Origin of the sequence: Elusimicrobium sp. An273, assembly GCF_002159705.1 — a bacterium.
Lineage (GTDB): Bacteria > Elusimicrobiota > Elusimicrobia > Elusimicrobiales > Elusimicrobiaceae > Avelusimicrobium > Avelusimicrobium gallicola.
The window spans coordinates 252,652-268,694 of sequence record NZ_NFJD01000004.1 but is presented as its reverse complement, the minus strand read 5'-3'; the positions used below and the strand labels follow the sequence as shown (position 1 = coordinate 268,694).

32 protein-coding genes are annotated in these 16,043 nt (G+C 49.8%); all 32 read left to right on the top strand.

Features of this window, described 5'->3' with window-relative positions:
• A partial coding sequence (locus tag B5F75_RS07005) for an EF-Tu C-terminal domain-related protein (RefSeq protein WP_481967606.1) occupies nt 1-363 on the top strand: 363 nt, incomplete at its 5' end.
• Nucleotides 364-432: 69 nt separating this feature from the next.
• Complete coding sequence (locus tag B5F75_RS07000; protein WP_143351274.1) at nt 433-759, top strand: hypothetical protein; 327 nt, start codon at nt 433-435, stop codon at nt 757-759.
• Entirely contained in the window at nt 756-1,121 is a 366-nt protein-coding gene (locus tag B5F75_RS06995) for a hypothetical protein (RefSeq protein WP_087289347.1), read from the top strand. The genes B5F75_RS07000 and B5F75_RS06995 overlap by 4 nt, the downstream gene beginning before the upstream one ends.
• A gap of 18 nt (nt 1,122-1,139) precedes the next feature.
• On the top strand, nt 1,140-1,496 hold the full coding sequence (locus B5F75_RS06990; protein ID WP_143351273.1) for a hypothetical protein: 357 nt from the start codon (nt 1,140-1,142) through the stop codon (nt 1,494-1,496).
• Nucleotides 1,497-1,532: 36 nt separating this feature from the next.
• Nucleotides 1,533-2,276, top strand: a complete 744-nt coding sequence (locus tag B5F75_RS06985) for a hypothetical protein (RefSeq protein ID WP_087289342.1) — start codon at nt 1,533-1,535, stop codon at nt 2,274-2,276.
• A gap of 337 nt (nt 2,277-2,613) precedes the next feature.
• The gene (gene rpsJ, locus B5F75_RS06980) at nt 2,614-2,958 is read left to right on the top strand and encodes a 30S ribosomal protein S10 (RefSeq protein ID WP_087289374.1); all 345 of its coding nucleotides are present in this window, start codon (nt 2,614-2,616) and stop codon (nt 2,956-2,958) included.
• Nucleotides 2,959-2,976: 18 nt separating this feature from the next.
• Nucleotides 2,977-3,768, top strand: coding sequence for a 50S ribosomal protein L3 (rplC, locus tag B5F75_RS06975; protein ID WP_087289340.1), 792 nt, complete (start codon nt 2,977-2,979; stop codon nt 3,766-3,768).
• A 12-nt stretch (nt 3,769-3,780) separates the two neighbouring features.
• On the top strand, nt 3,781-4,413 hold the full coding sequence (gene rplD / locus B5F75_RS06970) for a 50S ribosomal protein L4 (RefSeq protein WP_087289338.1): 633 nt from the start codon (nt 3,781-3,783) through the stop codon (nt 4,411-4,413).
• Nucleotides 4,413-4,709 carry a 50S ribosomal protein L23 gene (locus B5F75_RS06965; protein ID WP_087289336.1) on the top strand — a complete coding sequence of 99 codons (297 nt, stop codon included), beginning with the start codon at nt 4,413-4,415 and terminating at the stop codon, nt 4,707-4,709. Before rplD ends, B5F75_RS06965 begins: the two co-directional genes overlap by 1 nt.
• Nucleotides 4,710-4,731: 22 nt before the next feature.
• Nucleotides 4,732-5,571, top strand: coding sequence for a 50S ribosomal protein L2 (gene rplB / locus B5F75_RS06960; RefSeq protein WP_087289334.1), 840 nt, complete (start codon nt 4,732-4,734; stop codon nt 5,569-5,571).
• Between the two features lie 2 nt (nt 5,572-5,573).
• Nucleotides 5,574-5,858 carry a 30S ribosomal protein S19 gene (gene rpsS / locus B5F75_RS06955; RefSeq protein ID WP_087289332.1) on the top strand — a complete coding sequence of 95 codons (285 nt, stop codon included), beginning with the start codon at nt 5,574-5,576 and terminating at the stop codon, nt 5,856-5,858.
• A gap of 16 nt (nt 5,859-5,874) precedes the next feature.
• Nucleotides 5,875-6,234, top strand: a complete 360-nt coding sequence (gene rplV, locus B5F75_RS06950) for a 50S ribosomal protein L22 (RefSeq protein ID WP_087289330.1) — start codon at nt 5,875-5,877, stop codon at nt 6,232-6,234.
• A gap of 3 nt (nt 6,235-6,237) precedes the next feature.
• Nucleotides 6,238-6,969, top strand: a complete 732-nt coding sequence (rpsC, locus tag B5F75_RS06945; protein ID WP_087289328.1) for a 30S ribosomal protein S3 — start codon at nt 6,238-6,240, stop codon at nt 6,967-6,969.
• A 13-nt stretch (nt 6,970-6,982) separates the two neighbouring features.
• Entirely contained in the window at nt 6,983-7,393 is a 411-nt protein-coding gene (rplP, locus tag B5F75_RS06940) for a 50S ribosomal protein L16 (protein WP_087289326.1), read from the top strand.
• 3 nt (nt 7,394-7,396) lie between these two features.
• Entirely contained in the window at nt 7,397-7,600 is a 204-nt protein-coding gene (rpmC, locus tag B5F75_RS06935; RefSeq protein WP_087289324.1) for a 50S ribosomal protein L29, read from the top strand.
• Nucleotides 7,601-7,611: 11 nt separating this feature from the next.
• Nucleotides 7,612-7,881 (top strand): 30S ribosomal protein S17, encoded by a 270-nt coding sequence (rpsQ, locus tag B5F75_RS06930; RefSeq protein WP_087289322.1) that lies wholly within the window; start codon nt 7,612-7,614, stop codon nt 7,879-7,881.
• A 28-nt stretch (nt 7,882-7,909) separates the two neighbouring features.
• On the top strand, nt 7,910-8,278 hold the full coding sequence (gene rplN / locus B5F75_RS06925; RefSeq protein WP_087289320.1) for a 50S ribosomal protein L14: 369 nt from the start codon (nt 7,910-7,912) through the stop codon (nt 8,276-8,278).
• A gap of 3 nt (nt 8,279-8,281) precedes the next feature.
• A complete protein-coding gene (gene rplX, locus B5F75_RS06920; RefSeq protein ID WP_087289318.1) occupies nt 8,282-8,590 on the top strand; it encodes a 50S ribosomal protein L24 in 309 nt (102 codons plus the stop codon).
• Nucleotides 8,591-8,607: 17 nt separating this feature from the next.
• Nucleotides 8,608-9,201 (top strand): 50S ribosomal protein L5, encoded by a 594-nt coding sequence (rplE, locus tag B5F75_RS06915; protein WP_087289316.1) that lies wholly within the window; start codon nt 8,608-8,610, stop codon nt 9,199-9,201.
• Between the two features lie 17 nt (nt 9,202-9,218).
• Nucleotides 9,219-9,404: a type Z 30S ribosomal protein S14 gene (locus B5F75_RS06910; RefSeq protein ID WP_087289315.1), complete on the top strand. Its 186-nt coding sequence runs from the start codon at nt 9,219-9,221 to the stop codon at nt 9,402-9,404.
• 70 nt (nt 9,405-9,474) lie between these two features.
• Nucleotides 9,475-9,867 (top strand): 30S ribosomal protein S8, encoded by a 393-nt coding sequence (gene rpsH / locus B5F75_RS06905; RefSeq protein WP_087289313.1) that lies wholly within the window; start codon nt 9,475-9,477, stop codon nt 9,865-9,867.
• A 9-nt stretch (nt 9,868-9,876) separates the two neighbouring features.
• The gene (gene rplF / locus B5F75_RS06900) at nt 9,877-10,428 is read left to right on the top strand and encodes a 50S ribosomal protein L6 (RefSeq protein ID WP_087289311.1); all 552 of its coding nucleotides are present in this window, start codon (nt 9,877-9,879) and stop codon (nt 10,426-10,428) included.
• Between the two features lie 2 nt (nt 10,429-10,430).
• Entirely contained in the window at nt 10,431-10,796 is a 366-nt protein-coding gene (rplR, locus tag B5F75_RS06895; protein ID WP_087289310.1) for a 50S ribosomal protein L18, read from the top strand.
• 16 nt (nt 10,797-10,812) lie between these two features.
• Nucleotides 10,813-11,418: a 30S ribosomal protein S5 gene (rpsE, locus tag B5F75_RS06890; RefSeq protein ID WP_087289308.1), complete on the top strand. Its 606-nt coding sequence runs from the start codon at nt 10,813-10,815 to the stop codon at nt 11,416-11,418.
• Nucleotides 11,419-11,436: 18 nt separating this feature from the next.
• Nucleotides 11,437-11,898 (top strand): 50S ribosomal protein L15, encoded by a 462-nt coding sequence (rplO, locus tag B5F75_RS06885; protein ID WP_087289306.1) that lies wholly within the window; start codon nt 11,437-11,439, stop codon nt 11,896-11,898.
• Entirely contained in the window at nt 11,898-13,235 is a 1,338-nt protein-coding gene (gene secY, locus B5F75_RS06880) for a preprotein translocase subunit SecY (RefSeq protein ID WP_087289304.1), read from the top strand. Before rplO ends, secY begins: the two co-directional genes overlap by 1 nt.
• Nucleotides 13,236-13,340: 105 nt before the next feature.
• Nucleotides 13,341-14,042 (top strand): adenylate kinase, encoded by a 702-nt coding sequence (locus B5F75_RS06875; protein ID WP_087289303.1) that lies wholly within the window; start codon nt 13,341-13,343, stop codon nt 14,040-14,042.
• Nucleotides 14,039-14,791: a type I methionyl aminopeptidase gene (gene map / locus B5F75_RS06870; RefSeq protein WP_087289301.1), complete on the top strand. Its 753-nt coding sequence runs from the start codon at nt 14,039-14,041 to the stop codon at nt 14,789-14,791. The genes B5F75_RS06875 and map overlap by 4 nt, the downstream gene beginning before the upstream one ends.
• A 77-nt stretch (nt 14,792-14,868) precedes the next feature.
• Entirely contained in the window at nt 14,869-15,081 is a 213-nt protein-coding gene (gene infA, locus B5F75_RS06865) for a translation initiation factor IF-1 (protein WP_204201217.1), read from the top strand.
• Nucleotides 15,082-15,195, top strand: coding sequence for a 50S ribosomal protein L36 (rpmJ, locus tag B5F75_RS07485; RefSeq protein ID WP_177746066.1), 114 nt, complete (start codon nt 15,082-15,084; stop codon nt 15,193-15,195).
• Between the two features lie 21 nt (nt 15,196-15,216).
• Nucleotides 15,217-15,591 (top strand): 30S ribosomal protein S13, encoded by a 375-nt coding sequence (gene rpsM, locus B5F75_RS06860; RefSeq protein WP_087289300.1) that lies wholly within the window; start codon nt 15,217-15,219, stop codon nt 15,589-15,591.
• Nucleotides 15,592-15,616: 25 nt separating this feature from the next.
• A complete protein-coding gene (gene rpsK, locus B5F75_RS06855) occupies nt 15,617-16,039 on the top strand; it encodes a 30S ribosomal protein S11 (RefSeq protein WP_087289298.1) in 423 nt (140 codons plus the stop codon).
• Nucleotides 16,040-16,043 lie beyond the last annotated feature (4 nt).

Genomic DNA, 16,043 nt, shown 5'->3' with positions numbered 1-16,043 from the left:
GACAACGTGGGTATTTTGTTGCGCGGTATTGACAAGAACCAAGTGGAAAGAGGGCAGGTATTGGCTGCTCCGAAGACGGTACATCCGCACAAACACTTCATGGGGCAGGTATACATCTTGAAGAAAGAAGAAGGCGGGCGCCATACGCCGCTGACTCCGGGTTATAAACCGCAGTTCTATTTGAGAACGACGGACGTGACCGGGGAACTGTCTTTCAAACAAGACATGATTATGCCTGGCGACAATGCCGAAATTGAAGTGAAGTTGATTACGCCTGTAGCCATGGAAGAAGGGTTGCGCTTCGCTATCCGCGAAGGCGGCCATACGGTAGGCGCCGGCGTAGTAACCAAAATTATTGAGTAGTTTAATTGCAACTTGCAATACAAAAGGGACTGGTAAAACAGTCCCTTTTTTGTTTGGTATAATATAGATATGTGTAAATGGATAGTATTATTAAGCCCGCTGTTCTTGTTGGCGTGCGCCTCCCATAAAAGGCATATGAATGAAGTTTTTGCCCATTATGTGGAAAGAGTTCACGTTGCCTGCAATGCAGATGAAGACTGCGTGGCTGTATTGAAATCCTGCCAATATCCGCAATGGGGGTATACGGCTATTAACCGCCGGGAATTAGAGGATTTCAATCGCGTTCGGGAAGCAGATTGGTATACTCGCTGTGATAAACAGCCCGATACCTCTGCGGTTAAAACGGCTTGCCGCAACCATCGTTGCGTGCTGGCAAAAGAAGAGGAATTGAAATGAAACAGAACTTATGTATAATGATAGTAGCCGGATTATTTTTTGCCGGCTGTGCGGCTAACACACCGGTAAAAAATACGGTTGTGAATCCGAAAGCCAAAAATTATACCGAAGCGGTCGAGTCTGCAGCCAAAACTTGTAAAGTGGATGCGGACTGCACCTCCGTCAAGAGAGGCTGCTGCCTGTGCAATGGGTATGCACCGGTAAATAAAGAAGCCGCGGCGGCGCTTCAGCCGATGTGGGAAAAAGAATGCGCCATGGCTGCGTGCACGCTGCAAATGTGCTATGTGGAAATTAATACTTCCTGCCAAAACGGGGTCTGCGTAGGAACGCCGAAACCGATGGAAGATTATATGGCTTATTAATAGAAGGAGATGAAAAACATGAAGAAAACTTATTTGATGATTTTTGCGGCAGCTTTGTTGGCGGCGTGTTCGTCTGCTCCTCAAAAAGTGGGAATCAATGCTATGCCGGTAAAGCTGAATAAAGCTATTACTGCGGCGGATAAAACTTGTCAAACCGATGCGGATTGCGTAGCCGTTAAAAAAGGGTGCTGCGAATGTGCCGGTTATGAAGCCGTAAATGTTAAAGCGGCTGAAAAAGTGCAAAAAGTTTGGAACAAAGAATGCCAGATGGCACCCTGCACGCGCGAAATGTGCTACGTGCAAATTACCCCCAAATGCGAAAATAATGTTTGCACCGGGGAATTAAAGCCGATGGACAGCTATTTCGGAAAATAAACTAAACAACGGAAGAAATTATGAAAAGAGTATTTATTGCTGTTAACTTTATTGTTTACGGGAGCAGCTTTTGGGTATGAATTTCAAGTTTCTCCCGTTGCCAAAGAAGGCCCTTTAGGCAAAAAACAACACCGGATGGATGAAAACGGGGAATATGAATGCGGCGTGTTGTTGATCAACACCAAAATCCCTAATATCAAGTTCAATTTATCTGGTATCGGTGGCTGCGGGGTGGAGAAAACCAAACGTGGATATGCCGTTTACTTGGGCAGAAATACTACGTATCTTACGCTGACCGCCCCCGGGTTTAAGTCTTTGCGTTGGGATTTGAGCCTTCCGGGCGGCATTCAAAACCAACAATATACTGCGAAAATTGCGGTGTTTGGGCAAGACCCGGCCACCTTTTCTGATTCCAACACCTTAAAAGGGGTGTTTAAGCAAAACGAAACGGGTTTGTATTCCCGCTTTGCCGGAAAGGGGAAAACCCTCTTAAAAATTAATACGGATTTGCCCTTTGCCACCTTGGAAGAGACGCTCCTCCGGCCCGGCTCTTATGCCGTAAGAGGGGAACAAACCGCCGCTCCTTACTATTTGCTCATTCCGTCCGGCACGGCATTGGGGCAGGTGTTGCGTCAAGAACGTTTAGCGGGCAAAATTCCATGGGATACGGTTTTAAAAGCCCCGGAGGATTACCAGCTGGATCTTAGCTGGGGAACGGAACAAGACCCTAACCAGTTGCTAAAAGAAGTAAAAAAACAGGTTAGAGTAAAAATTAACTAAATTTAGACCTTATCAGAAACCGGCTTTAAAAGGCCGGTTTTTGTTTTTTCAAAAAAGGCGTAGTTTTAATAAAAAAGTTGCGTTTCTATTTTGACAATACAATACAGATATTATAAAATATATCTAAGCGAATTTTAGGCAGCTGTATAGCGAACGCGGCAAGGTGAAACCCGCTAGTAAATGTATAGCGCAAAAGCCCGCTAATTTGGTATAATAAAATGTACTAAGTTAGACTTAAGGCAGCAAAATTCCACACCGGCTCGTCGGGAACGATGACCCGGAGGTGGGGTTTCTGCCCCATAATTTTTTTGTGGAAAAACATTTAAGGAAACAAAAAATGGCTGAAAAAACAGAAAAAAGAGCTCACGTGCTGAGCCAAGAAAGAATCCGCATTAAATTGCGTTCTTATGACCATCGCATGTTGGACGCCTCGGTTTCCCGCATTGTGGAAACCGCGCAGAAAACGGGCGCCATCGTGGCGGGGCCTGTTCTGTTGCCGGTTCGGATTAAAAAGTACACCGTACTTCGCTCTCCCCATACCGACAAAAAGAGCAGAGAACAATTTGAAATGCGCATTCACAAAAGACTCATTGATCTAAAAAGTCCCACCTCTAAGACCGTGGATGAATTGATGAAACTCGATTTGCCGGCCGGTGTAGATGTGGCAATCAAAAGCAACTAATAGGAAACCTGACAGAATATGACTGAAGAAATCAAAAATGCTGCTGGTGCCCAAGAGGCAACGCCCGTTGCTGAAGCGGCCAAAGCAGAAACTGTCAAAGAAGCTCCGGCTACGTTTCGTTTCGTAATCGGCGAAAAAGTGGGCATGACCCAGCTCTTTGATGAAAAAGGCAACCTGCATGGCGTATCCGTGGTAAAAGCGGGCCCGTGCAAAGTTGTACGTGTCAGAACCCAGGAAAAAGACGGCTACAACGCCGTATGCGTGGGTTTTGGCGAAGTGAAAGAAAACAAGCTGAACAAACCTGAACTTGGATACTTCAAAAAAGCCAATGTGGCGCCGGTAAAACACATGAAGGAATGCCGTGTTGCCGACGTGAACGGCTTTGAAATTGGTCAAGTCATTTCACTCGAAAAAATTTTTAAACCCGGCGACTATGTAGACGTGCAGGGTAAAATCAAAGGCCACGGCTTTGCCGGTGCGATGAAACGCCACGGTTTTGCGGGGCAGCCTGATTCTCACGGTGCTTCCGACAGAACCCGCGCTCCGGGGTCTTTGGGCTCCCGCCGCTCTTTGGGTAAAGTGCTTTCCGGTCAGCGCATGGCCGGCCACTATGGCACCACCACCCACACCGTTGCCAAGATTGAAGTCGTCAAAGTGGACAACGAAAATGGTCTCTTGTTCCTGAAAGGATCCGTCCCGGGAGCCAGAGGTTCCATCGTTTCCGTTTTGGAAACTTCCAAATTCAAAAAACACTATGTGGCGCCGCAGCAGCATAAAGTGTCTGCTTCCAAAGCCGCCAACAAGAAGTAAGGACTTTGACCCATGGAAACTAAAGTTTTAGATATCAAAGGAAAAGAAAAAGGGACCTGCGCTCTGCCGGACAGCTTGTTTGCCGTCAAAGCCAACCCGACCTTCCTGCACGAAGTCATCACCGCGTTTTTGGCTAACCAAAGAAGCGGCACCGCTGACACCAAAACCCGCAGCGAAGTTTCCGGTACCGGTAAGAAACCGTGGAAACAGAAAGGCACCGGCCGCGCCCGCCAGGGCAGCTTGCGCGCCGTTCAGTTCCGCCACGGCGGTATCGCTTTCGGGCCGACCCCGCATTCCTATCGTCAGGATTTGCCGGCCGCCAAAAGAAGAACCGCCCTTGCGATGGCGCTTTCCACCAAACTGGCCGAAGGCAACTTGGTGGTCTTGGATTCGTTGACTTTTAAAGAACCCAAAACCAAAGCTTTCGCCGAAGTGTTGGAAACCTTGTCCGCCGGCCGCAAGCCGCTCGTGCTGGACAACTTTGCCGACGCGAACGCCGCTTTGGCCTGCCGCAACGTGGAAGGGTTGACCCATATCCCGACGCAGGACATCAACGCCTACGTGGTGCTCAACAGCACGAAGGTCATCTTGACCCAGGCTGCCGTTGAAAAACTGTGCGAAACCTTCGCCAAGGAGGGCAAATAATGTCCCGCACGTATGAAATTTTGAAAAAGCCCCTGTTGACTGAAAAAAGCTTGATTGAAAGAGACAATCACAACCGCTACGGTTTTGTTGTTTCCAAAGACGCTTCCAAGGGCGAAATTAAAACCGCGGTGGAAAAAATCTTTAACGTAACCGTTACCAAGATCAACACGATTTCCGTCACGGGCAAGACCCACCGTATGGGTCGCTTCGAGGGCAAAAGACCTGATTACAAAAAGGCCTTTGTAACCTTGAAAGAAGGCGATAAAATTGAAGTGGTGGAAGCCGCTTCAAAGTAGCTGAAAGGAGAAACTACTAACTATGCCTATCAAGTCATTTAGACCTTACACCCCTTCCCGCAGAACGATCACGGTATCGGACTATTCCGACATTACCAAGACCACTCCGGAGAAGAGCTTAACCAAAGGTCTGCGCAAAACCGGCGGCAGAAACAACACCGGTATGATTATGGTGCGCCACATTGGCGGCGGCCACAGACGTGCTTACAGACAGATCGATTTTAAAAGAGAAAAATACGGCATTCCTGCCAAGGTTGTTTCTATTGAATACGACCCGAACAGAAGCGCGCGCATTTGTCTTTTAAACTACGCTGACGGCGAAAAGAGATATATTCTTCACCCGTTAGGCGTAAAAGTGGGCGATGTATTGATGTCCGGCCCGGCTGCAGATATTAAAGTGGGTAACTGCCTTGCTTTGAAAAATATCCCTGAAGGTACTTTTATCCACGCGATTGAGCTCAAAGTCGGCAAGGGCGCGCAGTTGGCGCGCAGCGCCGGCAGCCAAGCTCAGCTTATGGCCAAAGAAGCGGACTATGCCCATATCAAGATGCCGTCCGGCGAAATCCGCTTGGTACCCAGCGCTTGCTGCGCGACAATCGGCCAAGTAGGCAACATTGATCACGGCAACATCGTGATCGGCAATGCCGGCCGGAACAGACACCGCGGGGAAAGACCTACCGTCCGCGGTAGCGCCATGAACGCGGTAGACCACCCGATGGGCGGCGGCCGCGGTCACGGTAAAGGCGGCAACATTCCGCGCTCTCCCTGGAACCAGCAGACCCGCGGTTTGAAGACGCGCTCTACCAAGAAAGCGTTTGGCTGGATGATTATCAGCGACAGAAGAAAAAACAAGGTTAAGTAATTATGGGAAGATCAACAAAGAAAGGTCCGTATGTGGATTTAAACCTGTTGGAAAAAGTTCAAGCGATGAACGCTTCCAACGAAAAGAAACCTATCAAGACGTGGGCAAGAGCCTGCACCATTGTGCCTGAATTTGTGGGACACACTTTTTTAGTGCATAACGGCAGAAAATTTCTTCCCATTTACGTTTCCGAAAGAATGGTAGGATACAAGCTCGGTGAATTTTCTTTCACCCGTTTGTTCAAAGGTCACGGTGGCATGACGAAGGATTCCACCGCCCTGAAATAAGAGTTGAGGATTTGATATGGAAGCTTGTGCAAAAGCTAAATTTCAACGGTTTGGTAGCCGCAAGGTGAACCTGGTGTTGGATCAAATCCGCGGTAAAAACGTCAAGGCGGCGGAAGAAGTACTTCCTTTCGTAGCCAAACGCACCTCGGATTTGGTAGCCAAAACCTTACACAGCGCCGCTGCCAACTTGGAAGTCAAAGCCGGTAAAAAGCTGGACTTCAGCAAAGTCTTCATTAAAGAAGCGTTTGCGAATCTCGGCCCCAGCGGCCACTTGAAAAGAGTGCAGCCCGGCCCGCAAGGCCGCGCGATGCCTTACAAAAAGAGCATGTGTCATTTGACTGTTATCGTTACCGACGAAAAAAAGGGAGGTCGCTAATTTATGGGACACAAGATTCATCCCCGGTCAATCAGATTGGGATATATTCAGGATTGGCGTTCCAAATGGTTCGCGCCTAAGAATATGCCCGCGCTGATCATGGAAGATTTCCAGATCCGCAAACTTATTGACGACAAATTCAAAATGGCGGCCGTCAGCTACGTTGGCATTGAAAGAGCCGGCGCGTTCCTGCGCATCAACATTCACACCGCCCGCCCGGGCGTGGTGATCGGCAAAAAAGGCGCCGACATTGAAGCGTTGCGCAAAGAAATTGAAGCCATGACCGGCAGCAAGACGTTTGTCAACGTAATGGAAATCAAAAATCCGGAAACGGATGCCCAGCTGGTTGCCCAAAACATCGCCATGCAGCTTGAAAAACGCGCCCACTACGGTGCCGCTATCAAGAAAGCGATTGAAAAAGCGATGTCGGGCAAAGCGCTCGGTATTAAGATTATGGTATCCGGCAGACTCGGCGGTGCGGAAATTGCCCGCACGGAATGGAAACGCGAAGGCCGCGTGCCGCTGCATACCTTGTGTGCCGATATTGACTACGGTTTCACCGAAGCCAACACCATCAGCGGTAAAATCGGCATTAAAGTGTGGATTTTCAAGAGAACCCATTTTGCCAAATCTCCCAAAGAGATTATGAATGAACTCAAGAAACACCGCGACATGGAAAACGCTTCTGCCCAAGTCGTAACGGAACCCGTTGCGGCGGCCGAAGAAACCAAATAGAGGACTTTGACTTATGTTAATGCCTAAGAGAGTTAAATATCGCAAACCCTTCAGCGCGCCCCGCATTAAAGGCAACGCCAAGCGCGGCACGGAAGTGGTATTCGGCGAATTTGGGTTGAAAGCGTTGGAACCCAAATGGATTACCGCCCGGCAGATTGAAGCTGCCCGTATTACCTTGTCTCGTTTCATCAAAAAGAAAGGTAAACTTTGGATCCGCATTTTCCCGGATAAAGCGATCACGAAGCACCCGGCCGAAACCCGTATGGGTAAAGGTAAAGGCGCGCCCGAATATTGGGCTGCGGTCGTGAAGCCCGGCAGAATTTTGTTTGAATTGGAAGGCGCTTCTGTAGAAGACACCAAAAGAGCTATGCGTTTGGCTTCCGACAAACTGCCGATTAAGACGAAACTGGTAACCAGAAGGTAGTTTATGAAAACGAACGAAAAAGAAGCTTTGAAAAACAAAACGTTGGCCGAACTGAACGAAGCGCTCGGCAAAGCCCAGGAAAAGAAGTTCAACCTTCTTTTCAAACACAGCACCACTCCCATCGCCAACCCGATGGAAATCAGAGCTGTAAGACGCGAGATTGCTCTTTTGCAAACGCTGATTAATCAGAAGAAAGAGCAAAAATAGAGGTTTGAAACATGGAAAATCAAGAATCCCGTGCTAAAAGAAAGGTTCTCACCGGTGTGGTAGTGTCGGACAAGATGAACAAAACCCGCACCGTGACGGTGGAACGCCTGGTTCACGATGAACGCTACGGCAAGACGCTCAAAAGAGCGGCCAAATTCCACGCGCATGATGAGGCCAACGAAAGCAAAATCGGCGATAAAGTGGAAATTATGAGCTGCCGCCCGGTTTCCAAAACGACGAAATGGCGTGTTTCCAAGATTGTGGAAAAAGCCAGAGCATAGTTTTTAAAAACTACGGAGTTATTAAAGTATGATTCAATTAAGAAGCATAGTCAATGTGGCCGACAATTCCGGCGCCCGCAAAGTGCAGTGCTTTAAAGTGCGCGGCGGCCACCACCGGGATATCGCAACTTTGGGAGATGTCGTGATGTGCTCCGTCAGAGATGCGATCCCTACCTCCGCCATTAAAAAAGGCGACGTGGTTCGCGCGGTAGTCGTGCGCGTGGCCCGCGAAAAAAGAAGAAAAGACGGTTCCTACATTCGCTTTGATGACAACGCTGTTTGCATCATCAACGATAACGGGGAACCCAAAGGCACCCGTGTGTTCGGGCCTATTGCCAGAGAACTCAGAGAAAAGAACTTTTTGAAAATCATTTCCCTGGCTCCCGAGGTGGTATAGTATATGATTATCAAAAAGAAAGATACCGTTCTGGTGTTAGCTGGTAAAGACAAAGGCAAGAAGGGTGAAGTGAAATCGGTCAACCCGGCCAAAAACAAAGTAGTAGTGGCGGGCGTGAACTTGGTTTCCAAACACACGAAACCTTCTCAAAACAAGCAAGGCGGCATTATTCAGGTGGAAGCGGCGTTGGATGCTTCTAACGTAGCGGTCATCTGCGGCAAATGCAAAAAAGCCATGACGCCCAAAGTGCAAGTTTCGGCCGACGGTAAAAAAGTGCGCGTCTGCCGCAAATGCAACGAGCCGATCATTTAATCTAGGTACGAATTAAAATGACTAAGAAAGAAACCAAAAACGTGACGAAAGCGCCGGAAGGCTATCAGCCCAGACTCCAGGTGCTTTACAAAGAAAAAGTGCTTCCGGCCTTGCTCAAAGAAATGGGCGTAAAAAGCCCTATGGCCGCGCCGAAATTGACGAAGATCGTCATCAACATCGGTGTGAAAGAAGCCCGCGAAGACATTAAAGCGATGGAAGTGGCCAAAGACGATTTGACCGCTATCGCCGGACAAGCGGCCCAAGTAAGACGGGCCAAAAAGTCCATCTCCAACTTCAAACTCAGAGAAGGCATGCCCATCGGCGTGCGCGTAACGCTGCGCGGTGCGAAGATGTATGAATTTATGGAACGCTTCATCACCATCGCCTGCCCGCGTATTCGCGACTTCCAGGGTTTTAACCCGAGCTTTGACGGAAAAGGCAATTTGAACCTGGGTATTAAAGAACATTATATTTTCCCGGAAATTGATGTGGAAAAATCACCCAAAGCCCATGGTATGAACATTACGTTTGTAACCACGGCCAAGAACGACGAAAGCGGCCGCCTGCTCATGGATTACATGGGTATGCCGTTCCGCAAAGCGTCTAAATAATAGGAGCAAGAAACTTTATGGCTACTAAAGCATGGGTTGCAAAAATGGCTAAAGACCAAAAGTTCGCCGTGCGCTACCACAACAGATGCCAAATCTGCGGCCGCGCGAGAGGTTACTACCGTGACTTCGGTCTCTGCCGTATCTGCCTGAGAAAGATGGCACACCAGGGTCTCATCCCGGGTCTTAGAAAATCGAGCTGGTAATTACAGGAGGAGGTATCGCTTTCGGGCCAACTCCGGCAACGGAAAGTGGTTTGGGACGATAACCTATATTATGGATCCAATTGCAGATTTCTTAACCAGAATAAGAAACGCCAACATGAAGAAAAAAGAAAAAGTGGATATTCCTTTTTCTAAAATCAAAACCGAAATTGCGCGCATCCTCAAAGAAGAAGGATACATCGCCAATTTCAAAGCTGTCCACAACGAAACCAAGGGCGGCGTGGTGAGAGTATTTTTGAAATATACGCCTGACAACGAATGCGTTATCCAGGGCTTGAAACGGGTTTCCAAACCGGGTTCCCGCGTGTACAGCTCTTATAACAACATTCCCAAAGTGCGCGGTGCGTTTGGTATTTCCATTCTCTCCACTTCTAAAGGTTTAATGACCGATGCGCAGGCCAAAGCCGAAAAAATCGGCGGCGAGCTGTTGTGCCAGGTCTGGTAAGGGGGAACTATGAGCAGAATCGGTAAAAAGATCATCAACATTCCCGCCAAGACCAAAGTGGAAATTAAAGACAATGTAATCACCGCCACGGGCGCGTTGGGCACGTTGTCTTATACGATTCCGGAAGGAATCACCCCGAAGATGGAAGGCGCCGCTTTGACGTTCTCCATCCCGGAAAACCGCGTAAAAGAATTAAACGCGTTGCACGGCACGACCCGCGCCAACGTATTCAACATCATTGAAGGCGTAACGAACGGTTTTTCCAAAACGTTGGAAATCAACGGGTTGGGATATCGTGCGAACGTCGCCGGGCAGAAACTCAATTTGGAATTGGGCTTCTCCCACCCCGTCAATTTGGATATCCCCGCGGGCCTTACGGTCGTGGTGGATCCGAAATCCGGCGCGGTAACGATTAAAGGCAGCGATAAGTTTAAAGTAGGCGATTTCGCGGCCAAAATCAGAAGAATCAGACCTCCGGAGCCCTATAAAGGCAGCGGTATCAAATACCAGGGCGAACACATTGTTCGCAAAGCCGGTAAAACTGCGGCGGGAGGCAAATAATTATGGCCACTAAACAAGAAAGATATCAATACAGAAAGGACCGCAGCCGCGGACATCTGCTTAAAAACGGTGCCCACCGCCCGCGCCTTTCCGTGTACAGAAGCTTGAAATATATTTACGCCCAAATCATTGACGACAACACCCACAGCACGTTAGTGTCTGCGACGACGTTGTCCAAAGAATTTGAAGGCAAGTTTGACACCTCCGCCAAGAGCATTGAAGCCGCCAAAGCGTTGGGTGCCGCCATCGCCAAGAAAGCGTTGGAAAAAGGCATCAGCGAAGTGATGTTTGACCGCGGCGGACGCGTGTACCATGGCAGAATCAAAGCGCTTGCGGATTCCGCCAGAGAAGCAGGATTGAAATTCTAAGGTTTAGGTGAATTTAATGTCCAATGAAACGCTAGTGAAAAGCGACAACAGAAAAGAAGCGAAAGGCAAAAGAGCCGAGTTTCAAAAAGCAAGACCGCTCTCCGAAGGCAAGACGACGGTCATCCACGTAGCCAGAACGGCCAAGGTAGTCAAAGGCGGTAAACGCTTTGGCTTCCGCGCGCTCGTAGTGGTCGGAAACGGCCAGGGCAAAGTGGGCGTTGCTATTGGCAAGGCGAATCAGGTTCAGCTGGCAATCGCCAAGGCTGAATCCCACGCGAGAAAACACATGATCACGTTCCCGATCGTAGGCGAAACGATTCCGCACGAAGTCATCGGCAAATTCGGTGCCGCTTCGGTGTGGATGAAACCCGCCGCCCCCGGTACCGGTGTAATCGCCGGCAGCGGTGCGCGCTTATTGTTTGAAGCCGCCGGTATTAAAGACGTCTTGGCCAAAAGCCTGGGCAGCTCCAACCCGTGCAACCTCGTGTACGCCACGATGGAAGCTTTCAAACAGCTCAAGAGCAAAGAAACGGTGAACGTTTTGCGCGGCAAGGCTGAAAAAGCCCCGGCTGCCGAAGCCCCGAAAGCGGAAGAACCCGCCGAAGCCGCTAAGGCCGAATAGTTTTGTGGAGAGAATAAAATGGTAACTTTGAATAAACTTTTCCCTAAACATGGGTCTAGAAAAGAAAAAAGACGCTTGGGCTTGGGCCCCGGCTCCGGTTTGGGCAACTACTGCACCAAAGGGATGAAAGGGCAAACCTCCCGCTCCGGCAACACCCGCAAAGAAAGCAAAGAAGGCGGTCAGATGCCGTTGATCCGCCACACGCCGAAAAGCGGTTTTTCCAATAAAGACTTTGCCAGACGCTACGATTATGTAAACGTCGGCTCGTTGGAAAAAGTGTTTGCCGCGGGTGCCGAAGTAACCCCGGAAGCCTTGAAAAAAGCCGGCATCATTCACGATGTAACCCGCGTGAAAGTGTTGGCCAACGGTTCTTTGACCAAGGCTTTGAAAGTGTCCGCCCATGGTTTTTCCGCCACCGCGAAAGCGGCGATTGAAAAAGCCGGCGGCACTGTGACCGTGCTTGAACAGAAGACCAAATAATGGCTAACAACACAGTTGCAAATATCTTTAACGCCCCCGAACTCAAGAAGAGACTTCTCTTCTTGATCGGGGCGTTGGCTGTTTTCCGGATTGCGGCCGCAATCCCAATACCCGGCATCAACACCGATGTGTTGAAACAATTGTTTGCCGCACACCAGAACGGTATTCTTGGGTTTATGAATATCTTTTCGGGCGGCGCATTGGGCAAGTTTTCCATTTTGGCCCTGGGTATTATGCCGTACATCAACGCGTCCATCATCATGGGACTGGTGCGCGGAGCGCACATTTTCCCGGCGTTAGACAGGATGCACAAAGAGGGTGAATCCGGCAGAAGAAAAGAAAACCAGATTACCCGTATTTTTGCACTGTTTTTGGCGCTCTTGCAGGGCGCGATGATGACGTTTGCCATTACGAAAGTAGAAGGCGCAGGCGGCGTATCTGCGGTTGTAAATCCCTCTTTTATGTTCTTCGTCACCACCGTGCTGACGTTAGCTGCCGGTACGATGTTTGTGATGTGGCTGGGTGAACAAATTACGGAAAAAGGGGTGGGCAACGGTATTTCGCTCATCATCTTTGCCGGAATCGTAGACCGCTTGCCCGGCGCGATTATGGAAGTGGTCAACCGCGTACAAACGGAAGAAATGGATTTCTTCATGGCGCTTGTTATTTTCGGCGCGGCGGTGGTCATTACCGCGTTGGTGGTGTGGCTGGAAACGGCCCAGCGCCAAATTCCGGTGCAGTATGCCAAACGTCAGGTGGGCAACAAAACCTATGGCGGGCAGACCAGCTATTTGCCGCTGAAAATTGACCAGAGCGGCGTAATCGCGGTAATCTTTGCTTCTTCCGTGATTTCGCTGCCGCTGACGATTGCCAGCTTTAACCAGGAAGCTCCCTGGGCGCAGAAAATGCTGGAAGCCATGAACCACAGCAGCTGGCTGTATATGCTGGTGTTCTCGGCGCTGATTATCTTCTTCTGCTATTTCTACAACTCGATGACGATTAACCCGTCCGACTTGGCGGATAATATGAAGAAGTGGGGTGGTTTTATCCCCGGCATTCGCCCCGGCGAACCGACCAAGAACTACATTGAATGGGTCATGAACCGGCTGACGTTCTGCGGTGCCATTTTCGTTTGTTTGATTGCGGTACTGCCGGACTTCTTCCGCGCGGAATTTAACGTAGACTTTTATTTCGGCGGAACGGCGCTGTTAATCGTGGTAGGCGTTGCGTTGGATACGGTAGGCCAAGTACAGGCGCACTTGTTGGCGCGCAACTACGAACCGCTGATGAAAGGCAGCAAACGGATTAAAGGCCGCTGGTTTAACGTAGGCCAGTAATTTTAAACGGTGGGGAGATTGGGCTCTTGCAACGAAGAAGCGTCCGGTCTCCCTCCCTTCCGCCAGGGGCGGCCGCAAAGTGCTTGATCTCCCGGCGGGCGGAAAATGATTTTTGCGTTTAGATCTGCGGGTCTAAACGCGGTATTGTTTGTAAAGGACTTAAAAGTGAATATCGTTTTAATGGGTTGCCCCGGTGCCGGAAAAGGCACCCAATCGGCGAAACTGCAGGATGTGTTTCATTTAAAGCATATTTCCACGGGGGACGTGCTCCGTGCGGAAATTGCTTCCGGTTCCGCCTTGGGAAAAGAAATTGCCGGTATCATCAACAAAGGCAATTTGGTGCCGGATGAACTGATGATTTCCATTTTGGAAAAAATCGTAAAGGCGACGGACAAAGGAATTATTTTTGACGGGTTCCCGCGCACGGTGGCGCAGGCGAAGGCGTTAGACGAAATGATGAAACGCCTGCAGCGCGAAATTACGGAAGTAGTTATGATTGAGCTGCCGGAAAGCGAAGTGGTCAGCCGGATTGCTTCGCGCCGCCAATGCCGCAAATGCGGGGAAATTCTACACGTGGCGCCCGATGCGCCGGCCAGCAGTGCCTGCCCGGTGTGCGGCGGGGAGCTGTATACCCGCCCGGACGACACGCCCGAACGCGTGAAACACCGCTTGGAAGTGTATCACACGGAAACGCTGCCGGTAAAAAACTTTTACCAGAACAGCGGCAAGTATGTAGAAATTAACGGGAATCAAACGCCCGAACAAGTTTTTGAAGACATTGTACGTGTCCTCAAGAAGGTAAAATGATAGAAGTAAAAAACGATAACGAAATCCAAAAAATGCGGGAAGCGGGCAAAGTAACCGCGGCGGTCTTGAAGCAGATGACCGAAATGGTGAAGCCCGGCATTTCTACGCTGGATTTGGATCAGGCAGCCGAGAAGACGATCCGCTCCTTCGGGGCGACGCCGCTGTTTCTGGGCTACTATGGGTTTCCGGGCAGCATTTGCGCTTCGGTAAACGAAGAAGTCGTGCACGGAATTCCAAAAAAAGATAGAATATTAAAGAGTGGTGATATTATCAGTATCGATACGGGAGCCCGCCTTGACGGCTTCTGTTCGGATGCCGCAATCACCCTCGGTGTGGGGAAAGTTTCCGATGAAGCCCAAAGACTGATGGACGTAACCAAAAAGTCTTTATATAAGGCAATCGGGCAAGTCAAGCCGGGCCGTCGCTTAGGCGATGTGCAGCACGCGGTGGAAACTTTTGCCATATCCCAAGGTATGGGCGTGGTGCGTGATTATTGCGGGCACGGAATCGGCCGCAATATGCACGAGGAGCCCAGTATCCCGAACTTCGGGAAACCGGGCACGGGGCCGTTGTTGGAGAAAGGAATGGTCTTGGCCATAGAGCCCATGCTTACTGCGGGAACGTTTAGAGTCAGGGAGTTGGATGACGGCTGGACGGTGGTAACCAGAGACGGCAGCTACGCTGCCCACTTTGAACACACGGTAGCCGTTACCGCTAACGGCAGTGAAATTCTCACTGCTTTTGAATAAAATTCGGCCGCGCATTTAGCAACAAAAATGGCGCGGGCGGACGTTTGTTCTGAGATTTAATCCGGACTCGGAGTTGTATGAGCGATAAAATCGAAATTGAAGGTAAAGTCCTGGAAGCGCTGCCCAATGCGATGTTCAAGATAGAAATCCCGGGCGGGAAAGTTATTCTGGGGCATATATCCGGCAAAATGAGAGTTCATCATATAAGAATTCTTCCGGGCGACAAGGTCAGGCTGGAACTTTCTCCGTACGATCTGACCCGCGGGAGAATAACTTATAGGGAGAAATAAATGAAAGTCAGAGCCAGTGTAAAGAAAATATGTCAGAAATGCAAAATCATTAAACGCAACGGCGTCGTCCGTGTGGTTTGCGAAGTCGCGAAGCACAAACAGCGCCAAGGTTAATTTATAGGAGTTTTATAAGATATGGCTAGAGTCGCAGGTATTGATTTACCGAAAAATAAAAGAATAGATGTCGCGTTGGAATACATTTATGGCATCGGCAAGAAAAACGCCAAAGAAGTGCTTGCCAAATTGAACGGCCAGATTGATCCCGCCACCCGCGTGAAAGACTTGACCGAACAGCAGGCCGGTTTGCTCAACACCATTTTGCAGAAAGAATACAAAGTGGAAGGCGAATTGCGCCGCGAAGTGGCGCAAAACATTCACCGCGCCATTGAAATTGGTTCTTACAGAGGCCAGCGCCACCGCCGCAACCTGCCGGTTCGCGGACAACGCACCAAAACCAACAGCAGAACCCGCCGCGGCAGAAGAAAAACCGTGGGTTCCAAAACCAAATAAATTTAGAGATTAGGAATTTAAACATATGGCAGAAGAAAAAGTAACAACGGCCGCGCCGGCGAAAGCTCCCGCGGCGAAAGGAAGAAAGAAAAACGCCAAAGCACCGGTTTTCGGTGTGGTGCACATTTACTGCTCGTTCAACAACACGATTGTGACTGTTTCGGACGACAAGGGCAACACGATTGCTTGGTCTACCGCCGGATCTCACGGCTTTAAAGGCACCAAGAAAAGCACTCCGTTTGCCGCGCAGATTACCAGCCACAAAGCGGCCGAAAAAGCTGCCGCCATGGGCATGCGCGAAGTGGCCGTAAAAGTTTGCGGGCCGGGCCAGGGCAGAGAAACTGCCGTGCGCGCCGTGCAGCAAGCCGGCCTTACCGTGTCTTCTATTAAAGACATCACCCCCATCCCCCACAACGGATGCAGACCGCCCAAAGCCAGGAGAGTATAAAAAT

Excerpts from the sequence above, each read along its gene's own strand:
- B5F75_RS07000 (WP_143351274.1), top strand. The coding sequence starts at position 433 with ATGTGTAAATGGATAGTATTATTAAGCCCGCTGTTCTTGTTGGCGTGC.
- B5F75_RS06995 (WP_087289347.1), top strand. The coding sequence starts at position 756 with ATGAAACAGAACTTATGTATAATGATAGTAGCCGGATTATTTTTTGCC.
- B5F75_RS06990 (WP_143351273.1), top strand. The coding sequence starts at position 1,140 with ATGAAGAAAACTTATTTGATGATTTTTGCGGCAGCTTTGTTGGCGGCG.
- rpsJ (WP_087289374.1), top strand. The coding sequence starts at position 2,614 with ATGGCTGAAAAAACAGAAAAAAGAGCTCACGTGCTGAGCCAAGAAAGA.
- rplC (WP_087289340.1), top strand. The coding sequence starts at position 2,977 with ATGACTGAAGAAATCAAAAATGCTGCTGGTGCCCAAGAGGCAACGCCC.
- rplD (WP_087289338.1), top strand. The coding sequence starts at position 3,781 with ATGGAAACTAAAGTTTTAGATATCAAAGGAAAAGAAAAAGGGACCTGC.
- B5F75_RS06965 (WP_087289336.1), top strand. The coding sequence starts at position 4,413 with ATGTCCCGCACGTATGAAATTTTGAAAAAGCCCCTGTTGACTGAAAAA.
- rplB (WP_087289334.1), top strand. The coding sequence starts at position 4,732 with ATGCCTATCAAGTCATTTAGACCTTACACCCCTTCCCGCAGAACGATC.
- rpsS (WP_087289332.1), top strand. The coding sequence starts at position 5,574 with ATGGGAAGATCAACAAAGAAAGGTCCGTATGTGGATTTAAACCTGTTG.
- rplV (WP_087289330.1), top strand. The coding sequence starts at position 5,875 with ATGGAAGCTTGTGCAAAAGCTAAATTTCAACGGTTTGGTAGCCGCAAG.
- rpsC (WP_087289328.1), top strand. The coding sequence starts at position 6,238 with ATGGGACACAAGATTCATCCCCGGTCAATCAGATTGGGATATATTCAG.
- rplP (WP_087289326.1), top strand. The coding sequence starts at position 6,983 with ATGTTAATGCCTAAGAGAGTTAAATATCGCAAACCCTTCAGCGCGCCC.
- rpmC (WP_087289324.1), top strand. The coding sequence starts at position 7,397 with ATGAAAACGAACGAAAAAGAAGCTTTGAAAAACAAAACGTTGGCCGAA.
- rpsQ (WP_087289322.1), top strand. The coding sequence starts at position 7,612 with ATGGAAAATCAAGAATCCCGTGCTAAAAGAAAGGTTCTCACCGGTGTG.
- rplN (WP_087289320.1), top strand. The coding sequence starts at position 7,910 with ATGATTCAATTAAGAAGCATAGTCAATGTGGCCGACAATTCCGGCGCC.
- rplX (WP_087289318.1), top strand. The coding sequence starts at position 8,282 with ATGATTATCAAAAAGAAAGATACCGTTCTGGTGTTAGCTGGTAAAGAC.
- rplE (WP_087289316.1), top strand. The coding sequence starts at position 8,608 with ATGACTAAGAAAGAAACCAAAAACGTGACGAAAGCGCCGGAAGGCTAT.
- B5F75_RS06910 (WP_087289315.1), top strand. The coding sequence starts at position 9,219 with ATGGCTACTAAAGCATGGGTTGCAAAAATGGCTAAAGACCAAAAGTTC.
- rpsH (WP_087289313.1), top strand. The coding sequence starts at position 9,475 with ATGGATCCAATTGCAGATTTCTTAACCAGAATAAGAAACGCCAACATG.
- rplF (WP_087289311.1), top strand. The coding sequence starts at position 9,877 with ATGAGCAGAATCGGTAAAAAGATCATCAACATTCCCGCCAAGACCAAA.
- rplR (WP_087289310.1), top strand. The coding sequence starts at position 10,431 with ATGGCCACTAAACAAGAAAGATATCAATACAGAAAGGACCGCAGCCGC.
- rpsE (WP_087289308.1), top strand. The coding sequence starts at position 10,813 with ATGTCCAATGAAACGCTAGTGAAAAGCGACAACAGAAAAGAAGCGAAA.
- rplO (WP_087289306.1), top strand. The coding sequence starts at position 11,437 with ATGGTAACTTTGAATAAACTTTTCCCTAAACATGGGTCTAGAAAAGAA.
- secY (WP_087289304.1), top strand. The coding sequence starts at position 11,898 with ATGGCTAACAACACAGTTGCAAATATCTTTAACGCCCCCGAACTCAAG.
- B5F75_RS06875 (WP_087289303.1), top strand. The coding sequence starts at position 13,341 with ATGATTTTTGCGTTTAGATCTGCGGGTCTAAACGCGGTATTGTTTGTA.
- map (WP_087289301.1), top strand. The coding sequence starts at position 14,039 with ATGATAGAAGTAAAAAACGATAACGAAATCCAAAAAATGCGGGAAGCG.
- infA (WP_204201217.1), top strand. The coding sequence starts at position 14,869 with ATGAGCGATAAAATCGAAATTGAAGGTAAAGTCCTGGAAGCGCTGCCC.
- rpmJ (WP_177746066.1), top strand. The coding sequence starts at position 15,082 with ATGAAAGTCAGAGCCAGTGTAAAGAAAATATGTCAGAAATGCAAAATC.
- rpsM (WP_087289300.1), top strand. The coding sequence starts at position 15,217 with ATGGCTAGAGTCGCAGGTATTGATTTACCGAAAAATAAAAGAATAGAT.
- rpsK (WP_087289298.1), top strand. The coding sequence starts at position 15,617 with ATGGCAGAAGAAAAAGTAACAACGGCCGCGCCGGCGAAAGCTCCCGCG.